Raw genomic sequence first — 13,395 nt, 5'->3', positions numbered from 1 at the left:
AAATATATTTGGTCTATGAGCAATAGTCAAGAGATTAGAACAGGTCGCCACTGTGTTTTTAATATGCATGTACATTTAGTCTTTGTGGCTAAATACCGTAGAGATGTTTTTACCAAAGCAATGCTTGAAACAATGCGTGAAGTGTTTGAGCGTATCTGCTTAGACTTTGAAACCGAGTTGGTAGAGTTTGATGGTGAACACGATCATGTTCATTTGCTTGTGAATTATCCACCTAAAATAGCAATTTCTAGCTTAGTGAATAGTTTAAAGGGTGCTTCAAGTCGCATTGTAAGAACCAAACACCCTGAAATTAAAAACAAGCTATGGGGCAGTGCTTTGTGGTCGCCTAGTTACTTCGCTGCTTCATGTGGCGGTGCGCCAATTGGAATTGTTAAACAATATATTCAACAACAGCAAACACCGCATTAATGGCTTACGCCACTCGCTTATATCCTCGGGCTAAACCCATAGGTATCTACACATCTTGATGTACCTAATGCAATTGTTGCGATTTCATTCAGTTCATCTATTGAATATTCTGAGAGCAGTTGAAGAGTGTTCAGTAAAATCGAAAGTCCTGCCAATATTGCAGGTGCACTTTCCAACTTACCTCTCTTCTGCTGTCGGCCTGAAAGACGGGCCAGAAATATACGAATTTTCTGATTTTGTTCATCTTCAGAACGCTGTATTCGCCAAGTCAGTACACACGCCATACTGCTGATCAGGAGCCGTCTTAAAATCGCTGCAGGTGTGGTCTGAAGCCATGATTCAACGTCATGGCCTGCCTGCTTCAGAAGCTTGAAATAGCACTCAATTGTCCAGCGCCAGTAATACCAGGTGGTTAATTCTACCGCATCAATCTCTGAAGAAACATTGCTGATCAGCGACCATCTCGCGACTGTTTTACCTTGAGCATCTTTCACCACAGCAACAATTAATCTGGCTGTAACTGCCTTGCCTGGCTGGGGAGCAACCCGTTGGCCTAAATCATCTTTTCTCTTCGGTTTTGCTGCACGCGTTATCCGAATATCGGTTTCTCCAACATGCAGCATATGCCTGTTTCCTTTATAAGCAATCGGCTTAACTTGCTGAGTTACTACTTTTTCTGCGACTTCTGCAACTTTGTAGGTTTCCCCTTGATGCTCAATCCGATGGCTTTCTTTGGCCCGAATCAACCATTTGAAACCATGGCTGCTGATTTCCCTCAAGTGGGCAATCGAGTCTCCTTCACGGTCAATGATATGGACTTTTGTTTTCTCAATCGGATACTGTTCAATCGTTTTGATTTGTTCTGCGAGTGAGTCCAAATGGGACTTGCGCTCGCTGTATTGTTCACTGAATGTGGAATAACAGCCGGATGCATCTGTTAGCGTCTGAGCTAATGGCGCAATTGGGAGCCCTGATGACGCATCGACAAGTAAACTGCTTTGCAATTCATAGCCTGAATTCGCCTCTGTTCTTTGAAGACGCCGAACCTTATGACTGTGCTTCACATACTGCAGTTGAGACCAGTCATGAACGATTAATGCATACTGATGCGGTGATGTCTTGATCTGTTCGCATGCAAGAAGCTTAATCGGCTGGTTTAATTGACTAAAAGAGATTTTATTATTATTCAGGAATCGCCAAACAGCCTGTGTAGTTGAGAAACTCGACTTTTGGGTAGAGGCCAGGTCTTTGATTGCGGGAGCAAGTGAAGCAAGAGGATTCATATTGAGTTTTACAAGGCTGTTATAACGTTTGACAAGACGCTGATCCAGACCAGAGATGTTAAATTGAAGAGCATGCTCTTCAATTTAACGCAAAGCTCGGAAATTGTGTAGATACCTATGGGCTAAACCCCGAGGTTTTACGCTCCAATGGATAAATAAAACACTACTTCTTCTAAGAAAACGAGAATAACGATGAATGAAGCTTTAGCCCTGTCTCAATTGAGTCAATTTCCACCTTGGCATTTACAAGGTGAAGCCTTTATTTTGAATTATTGGATCAGTCCGCAATTTATCCGACAATATAAAGCGTTTCGTATCGCCCCGTCCCCGATTGGTCGTGTGGTTCAAGTCATGTTGGTGCGTTATCATCAATCCCCTGTTGGACCTTATGATGAACTGCTTTTGCTCGACCACCCTTTACTGAGCAAACGGCGATTAAGCTCGATTCCTAAAATTTATGTGTCTACACAGATTTCAGTTGAACATGGTCAACAACTTTGGGGCATTCCGAAAGAGTTCGCTCAGTTTGACTGGCATACGCAGCACGAAACAACACAATGTCAACTCAGCACTCAAGACCAAACCCTGTGTTTAACACTCACCCAATGCAAAAAGGCACGTCCGTTTTATATTAATAGTCATCACATTCCACGTTCCATGCTCAAAATACAACAAGCATGGCAAGGTCAACGCTATGAGTTTTCTCCACAGTTTCGCGCAAAGCTAATAAAACTGAAAAAATTTGAATGGCAAAACCATACCACCCTCTTCCCAGACTTTGGCCAAGCCAAGGCTCTACAAAGTTTTTATGTCCCGAGTTTTCAGCTCGTTTTTCCAGAAGCCAAAATCCGCCCTAAATAAAAAAAGAATGTTCCACGTGAAACATTCTTTTTAAAATCCATGCTTTTTTATTTGGCATTCTTATCCCAAAATTTTCTAAAATTCTTTGCCATTTCTATGGTAATTTTTTTTGCCCGACGAGAAATGATGGTGAAGTTCACAAACCCATGGGGTTGATCTAGATAATTCTGATAATAAACCTTATTGCTCTGCTGCTTTAATTTGATGGCATAAATTTCACCTTCATCATGCAATAAATCATGACCTGCGGTGATGACAAAAGCGGGTGCGACACTTTTTAATACACCATAAGTCGGCGAAACAATAGGATCATCCAGTGCTACCTGATGTTGTTCAGCATACAACGACGTCACTCTATCGACATCTTGCCCCGTTAAGGTCAGTCCATCTTTATAAGCAAAGAACGATGGATGGCGACTTTTGAAATCGACCACGGGGTAAATTAACAGTTGTGCACTTGGCGCATAAGCTTTTGCAGCAGTTCGCTGCGCCACCACGGCACTGATATTACCACCGGCACTATCGCCAGCCACCGCAATTCGATTTTTCAAAATTTTGAACTGACGACGGTTTTGATAGACCCAAGCCAAAGCATCTTCACAAGATTGAATTAATAAATTCGGGCCAACTTCTGGCGCCAAAGGATAATCAATACTGAGCACCTGCACTTTGGCATGGATCGCCAGTAAGCGACAGACTTCATCATGACTGTCGAGACTGCCGACCACGAAGCCGCCGCCATGATAAAACACCAGCATCGGAAGTTTCTTATTCGGTGCAGGATGATAATGCCGCGCAAACACAGTTCCACTTTGTAAAGGTAGACGTAAATCCTCCACTTGTTTTACCGTGCTGGGTTTGGCGGTCAACATTTGAATTTGATGATCAAACAATTTACGCGAACGGTGGTAGTCTTCAAAAATAAAGCCCGATTTGCCTTGCTTATATTGAGCCGCCATTAAGCATTTAATAAAGGGGTCCAGTTGTTCAAACTGGTGAGGATAACCTAGTGCTTTCACCAGGCCTTCTTGTGCTACTGTCGGTAAGCGATCAATCATACGTGCCGCAGTGCCTTGGCCTTGTTCCATCCATTGTTGTAAAGTTTGATTCAACACGCCCATATCAATAATATCCTTTTATCGTTCTTCATATTCTCTACATGATCATCACTTATGTGACCATTCTCTTATATAAGTCTTCACATCAAGATACATAGCAATACGCCCTATACGCTAATCTTCTTTTCAGAGCTTGTCATTGACAATTTTTATGCCGATTTAGGAGTGTTTTGCTACTCCGTTTTATGAAGGAGACATGCCATGACTAAAAAAATACTCTGTACACGACAAAAATAGATAACTCATTGAAATAATGTCACAATAATTGTTTTCTAACGACGAATACTATGATACATCTCAATGAGTTATATCTTATCTTAAACAAATCTCTAAAATGGAACAAGTCACATTTAAAGTGCTTTGCGCTCATCATGCTTGTGATTATTTTAAAGCAAACATGTAATCTTTCTTCTGCATCTAAAGCCTTGCCCATCAAGTGCTTACCACAATCATTTTATCGACGTATGCAGCGCTTCTTTGCAGGTCAGTATTTTGATTATCGTCAAATTTCTCAGTTGATTTTCAATATGTTTTCATTCGACCAAGTGCAACTGACTTTAGATAGAACCAATTGGAAATGGGGAAAACGAAATATTAATATCCTGATGCTCGCAATCGTTTATCGTGGAATAGCGATACCTATCCTTTGGACATTGCTTAATAAACGTGGAAATTCAGATACGAAAGAGCGCATTGCTTTGATTCAACGCTTTATAGCCATTTTTGGTAAAGACCGTATTGTGAATGTGTTCGCAGACAGAGAGTTTATCGGTGAGCAGTGGTTTACATGGTTAATTGAACAAGACATCAACTTCTGCATTCGTGTTAAAAAAACTTCATTGTCACCAATCATTTAGGAAAGAATCATAAAATTAGTGATTTATTTCGCCATCTTAAAGTTGGTCAAATTGAATGTCGTAAACGACGGATTTTGGTTGGTCGGGTGAAACTATATATAAGTGCACTACAGTTAGAAAATGGAGAGCTTTTACTCGTCGTTTCTCCTCAGTTTAATGCCAATGCTATTCAGGATTATGCATTACGCTGGGAAATTGAAACCTTATTCAGTTGTCTCAAAGGACGCGGGTTTAATCTTGAAAATACGCGCTTGACAGACCCTAGACGAGTGAAAAAATTGATTGCGGTGTTAGCTATAAGCTTCTGTTGGTGTTACTTAACGGGTGAATGGCAACATGATCAAAAAAAAGCGATAAAAATAAAGAAGCATGGACGACTCTCAATGAGTTTATTTCGCTATGGTTTAGACTATGTTCAAATGGCGATTCAGCGTTTAATTGGTTTTGGGAAAAAAGAAGAGTTTAAGGAAATTTTGGCAATTTTAAGAAGGCAGAATCCTGATAGGATAAGGGTTCTGTGAAATTTGTCGTGTACAGAGAAAAAAATAATATTCCTCTCGCTCATCAGCACCTTGTTTGTTGGTTGTGTGGCTTTTCCCGAGGATGGCTATTATGACGGACGCTACGACCACCGCTATGATTATGATGATCGACGCTACGACCAACATGATCGCTATGAACGTGAACGAGACCGCCAACGTTGGGAATACCAACAACGACAAAACCGTATCGAACGCGAACGTCGCGAGGCAGACCGAAACCGCCAAAGACATGCTGAATGGGAACGCCAAAACCGCGAACAAGAACGGCAACGTATTGAAGCTGAGCGCAAACGGATCGCTAACCAACGTCATCACGACTGGCAACAGAAAAAGCGTGATCAAGAGCGATTAAACCAAGAACGTAAACGTTATGATGCTGAGCGTCAGCAACGACAAAATGCCGAACGCAAACGTCGTGAGCAAGAGCGTCAACGGACTGAAGATCGACGCAAACAATCCCATAAGGATCGTAAGCAACGTCCCGATGATCAACGCCGCGATAAAAACAAAGGTTGGGATAACTCACGTCAAGAACGATAAAATCGTCATCGTACATCAGACTGATGAAATAACACGGCTGAACAGCTTCTAATTATTTACCCTTAAAAAAAAGACCTTCACGGCATCCTGTGAAGGTCTTTAACAAAGCGAATGTAAGAGAAGTTCTCTTTTAAGCTTTATTGTTGTGTTGTCGCAGGTGTAGATTGGATGGGTTCAATCTGAGCCGCAGGATCTGCTTGAACCTCGACTCCAGCACTCCCCTCAACGGTTGCTGTTGCATCCGGTGCAGTGGTCACTTGAGCGGACTCAGGCGCTGTATTGGTTTCATTTGAGCTACAGCCCACAATGGCAAATGCTGAACCTAAAAGCGCTAGAGACAATAATGCAGTTTTCTTATTTAACATTCTTTCATTTCCTTTTACGTCATACAAAATAGCAAAGCCAAACTTTACCCTGCCTATCTTTGTCAAATCCGAAAACTTTTACACACGTGCTGAGTTGTAGTTTTTGCAGACTCGAGTACAACTTGTGCAATTTTTTATTAATTGCGCACAAATGCCGCCTTAGCACTACATCTCAACAGCAATGCAAGTTAATGTGCTGATTCTTCATTGTTTCTCTCTTCGATGAGCAGCACAAAAGGAAATCTATACTTGGCCCATCAACTCTTCAGTATTGCAGAACTCTTGTATGCTGATACACGATTAAATAATGTTATTTTTAAAGTTGAAGCAAAAAAAAAAAGCTTAATCCAAGGTAGATTAAGCTCGAGAAAGCATACAAAAATAAAGAAACCACAGCCTTAAAATCGAATTTTGAGCGTAAAGCTCGAAGCATCCTGACAGCATTATACCTTTGCACTGAATAAAGTACTTTTGGGAGACGTACGATTCAAAAACCTAAATCTCTAAATTAGGAGGGTTTCCCCAAACTATCCAAATAGGTCGCAGTCACCATACTTTGCTCTCTCCACAAAGTATGATCACCGCTGATGGACTCATTATGTGATTAAGCGAAAAATTAGTAAAACAGATAAATTTGATTAAAATAATTCAATGTAACGATTAGCCTTTTTCAACATAAAAAAACTAAAGCCAGATTGGAAATGGACCTTCGGACAGAATAAGCACCAAGAAAGCCTGATTTCAGCAATTTTTTACCAAAAATACATGAATTAATCACTGAAGCCGCTTGAATTTTTGGCTGTTGCCCCGACCTTTTGTAGTAATCCTGAATTCAATAACGCATGGCAGTTCAGATTAACCCAGTTAACACTGATGCCTGAAGGACTGTACATGTTTAAGAACCCATTTAAACGGAGTAAATCAATGGCGACTGAGCACAATCAAGAAGCTCAAGATCTAGGGCAAGAGCAAGCGGATTCACAAACAGCGCAAACTCAAGCTGAAACGGAGCAAGCTGAAGTTTCAGTTGAGGATTTACAAGCTCAAATTACCAATCTTGAAGAAAGCTTAAAGCTTGAAAAAGCACGCACTGCAAATGCTGTATACGAAGCACAAAAAAGTGTAGAGCGTATTCAACGTGAATCAGATAAGCATAAAGACACTGTTCTCGAAAAATTCGCAAAAGAGTTACTTGACTCAGTGGATAATTTAGAACGTGCCATTAGTGCATCGGGTGAAGAAAAAACACCAATGTTTGAAGGTGTGGAACTGACGTTGAAATCGTTACTGACTGCACTGGAAAAATTTGGTGTGGTTGCAGTTGATACAGCAAATGGTTTCAATGCGGACTTGCATCAAGCAGTCGGGATTGATCCAAATGCGAAAGCCAACGAGATCGGAACGGTATTACAAAAAGGTTATACCTTAAATGGTCGTTTGCTCCGTCCAGCAATGGTCATGGTTGGCGCATAAGCCCTATAAATTCGAGAGTTTTTGAAATTTTTTCGTGATTATCACTTGAAAAAAATTGAACGGCTCTCATATCGAATAACAAGCAAAAACATTGCAAAAATTTTTGAGGAATCATCCAAATGGCTAAAATCATTGGTATTGACTTAGGTACAACAAACTCTTGCGTCGCTGTACTTGAAGGCGACAAAGTTAAAGTGATCGACAACGCTGAAGGTGCACGTACAACACCATCGATTATTGCGTATAAAGATGGCGAAATCTTGGTGGGTCAGTCTGCAAAACGTCAAGCAGTGACTAACCCTAAAAACACATTATTCGCAATCAAACGCTTGATCGGTCGTAAGTACCAAGACCAAGCAGTTCAAAAGGACATCGGTCTTGTCCCTTACAAAATCATTCAAGCGGACAATGGCGATGCTTGGGTTGAAGTAAACGACAAGAAACTTGCACCACAACAAATCTCTGCTGAAATCTTGAAAAAGATGAAGAAAACAGCAGAAGATTACTTAGGTGAAACGGTTACTGAAGCCGTGATTACGGTTCCTGCTTACTTTAACGATGCACAACGTCAAGCGACTAAAGATGCAGGTAAAATTGCAGGTCTTGATGTTAAACGTATCATCAACGAACCAACGGCTGCTGCACTTGCGTTCGGTATGGACAAAAAAGAAGGCGACCGTAAAATCGCGGTTTACGACTTAGGTGGTGGTACTTTTGACGTATCAATCATTGAAATCGCAGACCTTGATGGCGACCAACAAATCGAAGTGTTATCAACCAATGGTGATACCTTCCTTGGTGGTGAAGACTTTGATAACGCATTAATTGAATTCTTGGTTGAAGAATTCAAGAAAGAACAAAGTGTGAACTTGAAAAATGATCCACTTGCGTTACAACGTTTGAAAGAAGCCGCTGAGAAAGCAAAAATTGAGCTTTCTTCATCAAATGCAACTGAAATTAACCTTCCGTACATCACGGCTGATGCGACTGGTCCTAAACATTTAGTGATCAACGTAACGCGTGCAAAACTTGAAGGTTTAGTGGCTGATTTGGTTGAACGTACAATCGAACCTTGCCGTATTGCACTTAAAGATGCAGGTCTTTCAACGTCTGAGATTTCTGATGTGATCTTGGTGGGTGGTCAGTCTCGTATGCCTCTTGTACAACAAAAAGTACAAGAGTTCTTCGGTCGTGAACCACGTAAAGACGTGAACCCTGACGAAGCGGTAGCAATGGGTGCTGCGATTCAAGGTGCGGTATTGTCTGGTGACAAAACTGACGTACTTCTTCTTGATGTTACTCCGTTGACACTTGGTATCGAAACCATGGGTGGCGTGTTAACAGCAATTATTGAGAAAAACACCACGATTCCTGCGAAGAAATCTCAAGTGTTCTCAACTGCTGCGGACAACCAACCTGCTGTAGACATTTCTGTGTTCCAAGGTGAACGTAAAATGGCACAGCAAAACAAATTGTTGGGTAACTTCCAATTGGGCGACATTCCACCTGCTCCACGTGGTGTGCCACAAATTGAAGTATCGTTCGACATTAACGCTGACGGTATCTTAAAAGTATCGGCTAAAGATAAGAGCACTGGTAAAGAGCAATCAATCCAGATTAAAGCAAACTCAGGTTTGTCTGATGCTGAAATCGAAGCAATGATCAAAGATGCTGAAGCGAATGCTGAAGAAGACCGTAAGTTTGAAGAACTTGCGAAAGCACGTAACGAAGCGGATGCATTAGTGTCTTCTGCTCAAAAAGCAGTGAAAGATCTAGGCGAGCAAGTAACTGCTGACGAAAAAACTGCTGTTGAAACTGCAGTCGCTGAGCTTGAAACTTCGACTAAAGAAAATGATGTAGAAGACATCAAAGCGAAAACTGAAGCACTTCAAAACATCATCATGCCGATCACGCAACGCGCTTATGAAGCTGCGCAAGGTCAAGGCGGTGCTGAAGGTTTCGACCCGAATGCATTCGGTGGTGACGCTGGTCAACAACAGAAAGCGGACGATGGCGTTGTAGATGCTGAGTTCACTGAAGTAAAAGATGACAAAAAATAATTTGTCTCTTTAATAAAAAAACCGCGCTTAGGCGCGGTTTTTTTATTACCTAAATATTGTTGTTTCACATTCCACTTTTACATTAGGCTGATAAAAAATTTAGATCTCAGCCTTCAATGAAAAATTTACAGTTGGGACTCATCGTCCTCATTACAACCTTCGGTTCCGCGTGTACCACAATAAGCCCCTCCGTAGAAACAGCTAAAAACCAACAGCAACAAAGTGCGCAGCAGCAGATCCAACAGGGCTTCGATCAACTCCAAACCACTGGGGTGATTTTCATTAAGGATAAGTATGGCTTACACAGCTACGGCAATGACTTGAGCCGTGCTCAGACACCCTATGTACCCGCCTCTGCCTTTAAAATGCTGAATGCCTTAATCGGACTAGAACATGGTAAAGCAACCAGCACCGAGGTGTTTAAATGGGATGGTCAAAAGCGCAGCTTCCCTACTTAGGAAAAAGACATGACTTTAGGGCAAGCCATGCAAGCATCTACCGTTCCTGTTTATCAGAAGCTAGCACGGCGCATTGGCCTAGACCTAATACAAAAAGAAGTACAACGCATTGGATATGGCAATCAACAGATTGGCATCGTTGTCGATAATTTTTGGTTAGTCGGTCCACTGCAAATTACGCCTCTTCAAGAAGTCCTTTTTGTAGAGAAGCTGGCCAATACACAACTCGCTTTTAAGCCAGATGTGCAACATACAGTACAAGATATCCTACTGATTGAACAAAAACCGAATTATAAACTCTATGCAAAATCAGGTTAGTGCATGGACCTAGAACCGCAAGTGGGCTGGTGGACAGGCTGGGGCGAAACAGCAACAGGTGAAAAAGTGTATTTTGCTTTGAATATGCAAATGAAAACAGGGATTTCAGCCAGCGTGCGTGAGCAACTGATCAAACAAAATCTGACAGCACTGGGAATAATTTAAGCCCATAGAGAAGACGTATTTTTTATGTTGCAAAGGTATTTTTTACGCTAAAGTAGCTAAAAATAAAGATATATGAATGAAATATGCGTCAAAGTCTCTTGTTTGCTTTACTGTGCTTTTTAGGATTGATTCTGTATCAAAATATGCAACAGCCCCAGCTGCGTCTCAATCCACTGCTGGATCGACTCACCCATCCATTCGATCAGCGTATTCGCTATCGTATTGCGGAAGTCGATCCGCGTTTTGGTCTCAGTGAACATGAGTTAAAGTACATTAGCCAGCAAGCCACGGATATTTGGAAGCAGGGTTTGGGCCAAGACTACTTTGTCTATGACCCCAATGCTCAGCTCAGTATTCGACTCATTTATGACCAGCGTCAAGATGAGTCGTTACAACGCCGTGATCAACTGTCTAAACTGACACAAAATGAACACGGGCTGAATCAAAAAAATAATGAACTCAAAGCCATGCAGCAAAATCTGGCACGTCACTCAGGGGCTTTAGATGTGCAAAAACAGAGTCTACAAGACCTTAGCCAAAACTATAATGCCATGATCCGTCAGTATAACCAGCACGGCGGAGTCCCTGCTTCGCAGCAAGCTACAGTACAACAGAGTTTGGTGCAGCTGCGTCAACAGCAACACGTTTTAGACCAACAAATTGCCAGCTTTAACCTGCAAGTGAATGCCTACAATCAAAAGGTAGATGAACTGAACCGTTTGGATCAAGGCCATAATCTGGCCATCGACCAGTTCAACCAGCGCTTTCAACCCCGTCTATTTGATAAAGGACTGTTCAATGGGCGTGAAATTCATATTTATGAGTTTGAGTCCAAAGAAGACTTACGTCTGACTTTAGCGCATGAATTTGGCCATGCCCTCGGAATGAAACATCATAATGATCCGAAAGCCCTGATGTACCCAATGCTAGAAGAGCAAAATATGCAGAATTTTCGTTTACAAAGTGCTGATATTGCGTTATTTAATGCCCGTTGAAGTGATGGATTACTAAAAATAATCCCCTAATTTTAATGGGTGTATGAAATACAATCACAGCACATCTTGACTCGGGTTCGTGTTATTGTAAATAATTGAATATCCACTAGAAGCTTTGGAGACGAATGTGAGTTACTACCATATCTTAATCGAAGTAAATGACCACATCAGTACGATTGAAGAAACTCGTGATATCGAAATCTTTGATATTGTTGAGATTCAACCTTATCTCCATTCTATTCTATTGCCCTATTTCAACGAGCAACTGTTAGAACTTGAAGATGAAAATTTAGAGTTTAAGGATGTTTTACATCTGGAAGTGAAACAGACGCTTTTACCGATCAATGACTTGATCGAAGAAGAACAGAAACTGTTACCGAGTGACACCGATGTCACCATTACTGCCTATGAAGTTTTTAATAACCGTGACTTAAGCCAAGATGTCACCACGATTATTTTTGACTTACTCGATGCAATTAAACTCGATTGAAAGCGAATGATTGCATATAAAAAAAGCCCTGCATATGCAGTAATGCTGATCAGTTAAGACAAAATAGCTGAAATGCGGTAAAAATGAGCGTATCCAGATACGCTCATTTTTTTATGACTTTTTCTCAGAATTTAAGTTCAGCATTTCAGCAGACAGCTCCTTCACTTTCTAATTTTAGCGAATTAATTGATTTAAACTGGATTGAAGACTGTTTAAAACGGACCGGGAAAGCATCGGTCAGAAAAAGAAAACTCCCCGCAGAGCATGCTGTATGGCTAGTTATTGGACTTGCATTGTTCCGCGACCAGCCCATCTGGTATGTTGTTCAGCAGCTGCAGCTGGTTTTTGGCACGGCTGAAAGCTGCGCCCCAAGCGCATCAGTGCAGGCCAGACAGCGCTTGGGTCTGGAGCCTTTAAATGTCCTGTTCAATACACTGAGTCAGACATGGTTTGAAGATTCTCAGCCGCAATATTCCGCCTTTCATGGCCTAAGCATCTGCGCTGTAGATGGAGCCGTCTGGTCCATGCCCCACACAGATGAGAACTTCAGGCACTTCGGTTCTTCCAAAGGCAAAACGATAGCAGCACCTTGGCCGCAAGCCAGAGCGGTTTGCCTGATCAACACCAATACTCATGAAGTGATTGATGCCGGGATTGGAAGTATGGATCAAGGCGAGCTGACTTTAGCGAAGAAATTGAAAGTGCCTGCAAATAGCCTGACTTTATTTGACCGGGCCTACTTCTCTGCTGATTTCTTATCAGGGTGGCAGTCTCGGGAAAACTGCCATTGGCTTATGCGGGCTAAAGACAATCTGCGCTATGAAATTATCAGGAAAAACTCAGCGCATGACTTTCAAATCAGAATGCCTGTTTCTCCAAGAGCGAAGAAACTGAATCCGGATTTAGGTGACTATTGGGAAGCCCGCCTGATTGAAACTGAACAGTCTGGAAGGGTTAGACGATACGTTACATCATTATTAGATTCAAAGGCTTATCCTCTGGAAGAGGTCAGTACGCTGTATGCTCAGCGCTGGGAAATCGAGATGTGCTACCGTGAAATCAAGAGCGACCTGCAAGATGGGATGCATTTAAGAAGCAAGCAGCCTGAATTGGTGTATCAGGAATTATGGGGTGTATTGATTGCTTATAATATTCTTAGAAGGCAAATGAAATTTATGGCTCAACGGGCGAAAGTCAGCCCTTTGCGTATCAGTTTCCATATTGCTTCAATCAGCATTATCAATATATTAAGGCATACTCCGCTGGAATCGGCAGGGAATTTGCCCAAGCATTTAGAGCGTTTGCTGGAACAGTCTAAAATGTTTGTTTTGCCTGAAAGAAGATCAAGGCAATGCCCTAGAGTCGTCAAAATAAAGCCTCAAAAGTACCCAAGAAAATGCCAGTCAATTTCTTAACTGACTGGCATTACTCATCATGAGGG

At 41.7% G+C, this 13,395-nt stretch carries 12 protein-coding genes and 1 pseudogene; 10 read left to right on the top strand and 3 right to left on the bottom strand.

The features are described 5' to 3' along the window. Positions 1 to 15 precede the first annotated feature (15 nt). On the top strand, positions 16 to 429 hold the full coding sequence (tnpA, locus tag AC4MDD_RS00130; RefSeq protein WP_279732650.1) for an IS200/IS605 family transposase: 414 nt from the start codon (positions 16 to 18) through the stop codon (positions 427 to 429). A 17-nt stretch (positions 430 to 446) separates the two neighbouring features. Here the strand turns inward: tnpA and AC4MDD_RS00125 are convergent, their stop codons facing one another. Then, the gene (locus AC4MDD_RS00125) at positions 447 to 1,712 is read right to left on the bottom strand and encodes a transposase (RefSeq protein WP_491882148.1); all 1,266 of its coding nucleotides are present in this window, start codon (positions 1,710 to 1,712) and stop codon (positions 447 to 449) included. Positions 1,713 to 1,904: 192 nt separating this feature from the next. On the opposite strand from AC4MDD_RS00125, the gene AC4MDD_RS00120 reads away from it, so the two are divergent. Continuing rightward, positions 1,905 to 2,573 carry an acetoacetate decarboxylase family protein gene (locus AC4MDD_RS00120; protein ID WP_005401739.1) on the top strand — a complete coding sequence of 223 codons (669 nt, stop codon included), beginning with the start codon at positions 1,905 to 1,907 and terminating at the stop codon, positions 2,571 to 2,573. A gap of 47 nt (positions 2,574 to 2,620) precedes the next feature. On the opposite strand, the gene AC4MDD_RS00115 is transcribed toward AC4MDD_RS00120, so the two are convergent. Next, positions 2,621 to 3,694: an alpha/beta hydrolase gene (locus tag AC4MDD_RS00115; RefSeq protein ID WP_126034728.1), complete on the bottom strand. Its 1,074-nt coding sequence runs from the start codon at positions 3,692 to 3,694 to the stop codon at positions 2,621 to 2,623. A 284-nt stretch (positions 3,695 to 3,978) separates the two neighbouring features. Between AC4MDD_RS00115 and AC4MDD_RS00110 the strand changes: the two genes are divergently transcribed. Both AC4MDD_RS00110 and AC4MDD_RS00105 read left to right on the top strand, forming a co-directional pair. Further along, a protein-coding gene (locus AC4MDD_RS00110; RefSeq protein ID WP_100607965.1) for an IS4-like element ISAba1 family transposase occupies positions 3,979 to 5,069 on the top strand; the annotation gives its coding sequence in 2 pieces (ribosomal slippage) (positions 3,979 to 4,519 and positions 4,519 to 5,069; 1,092 coding nt in all). 66 nt (positions 5,070 to 5,135) lie between these two features. Continuing rightward, positions 5,136 to 5,630 (top strand): hypothetical protein, encoded by a 495-nt coding sequence (locus tag AC4MDD_RS00105; RefSeq protein ID WP_491882147.1) that lies wholly within the window; start codon positions 5,136 to 5,138, stop codon positions 5,628 to 5,630. Positions 5,631 to 5,767: 137 nt separating this feature from the next. Here the strand turns inward: AC4MDD_RS00105 and AC4MDD_RS00100 are convergent, their stop codons facing one another. Further along, the gene (locus AC4MDD_RS00100) at positions 5,768 to 5,995 is read right to left on the bottom strand and encodes a hypothetical protein (protein WP_039890835.1); all 228 of its coding nucleotides are present in this window, start codon (positions 5,993 to 5,995) and stop codon (positions 5,768 to 5,770) included. A gap of 924 nt (positions 5,996 to 6,919) precedes the next feature. Between AC4MDD_RS00100 and grpE the strand changes: the two genes are divergently transcribed. The 6 genes and pseudogenes from grpE to AC4MDD_RS00070 all read left to right on the top strand — a co-directional run bounded on the left by grpE (position 6,920) and on the right by AC4MDD_RS00070 (position 13,369). After that, a complete protein-coding gene (grpE, locus tag AC4MDD_RS00095) occupies positions 6,920 to 7,468 on the top strand; it encodes a nucleotide exchange factor GrpE (protein WP_168159922.1) in 549 nt (182 codons plus the stop codon). A gap of 119 nt (positions 7,469 to 7,587) precedes the next feature. After that, positions 7,588 to 9,528: a molecular chaperone DnaK gene (gene dnaK, locus AC4MDD_RS00090; RefSeq protein ID WP_491882146.1), complete on the top strand. Its 1,941-nt coding sequence runs from the start codon at positions 7,588 to 7,590 to the stop codon at positions 9,526 to 9,528. A gap of 116 nt (positions 9,529 to 9,644) precedes the next feature. Then, positions 9,645 to 10,469, top strand: a pseudogene (gene blaOXA / locus AC4MDD_RS00085) (OXA-211 family carbapenem-hydrolyzing class D beta-lactamase). Between the two features lie 83 nt (positions 10,470 to 10,552). Then, the gene (locus AC4MDD_RS00080) at positions 10,553 to 11,464 is read left to right on the top strand and encodes a matrixin family metalloprotease (RefSeq protein WP_201952982.1); all 912 of its coding nucleotides are present in this window, start codon (positions 10,553 to 10,555) and stop codon (positions 11,462 to 11,464) included. Between the two features lie 115 nt (positions 11,465 to 11,579). Beyond that, entirely contained in the window at positions 11,580 to 11,954 is a 375-nt protein-coding gene (locus AC4MDD_RS00075) for a hypothetical protein (RefSeq protein ID WP_005401765.1), read from the top strand. Positions 11,955 to 12,067: 113 nt separating this feature from the next. Then, positions 12,068 to 13,369, top strand: coding sequence for an IS4 family transposase (locus tag AC4MDD_RS00070; RefSeq protein ID WP_039891156.1), 1,302 nt, complete (start codon positions 12,068 to 12,070; stop codon positions 13,367 to 13,369). The last annotated feature ends 26 nt before the right edge of the window (positions 13,370 to 13,395 follow it).

It is taken from the genome of Acinetobacter sp. CAU_H_29a_1 (assembly GCF_058599505.1).
This window is presented reverse-complemented; position numbering and strand designations above follow the sequence as displayed.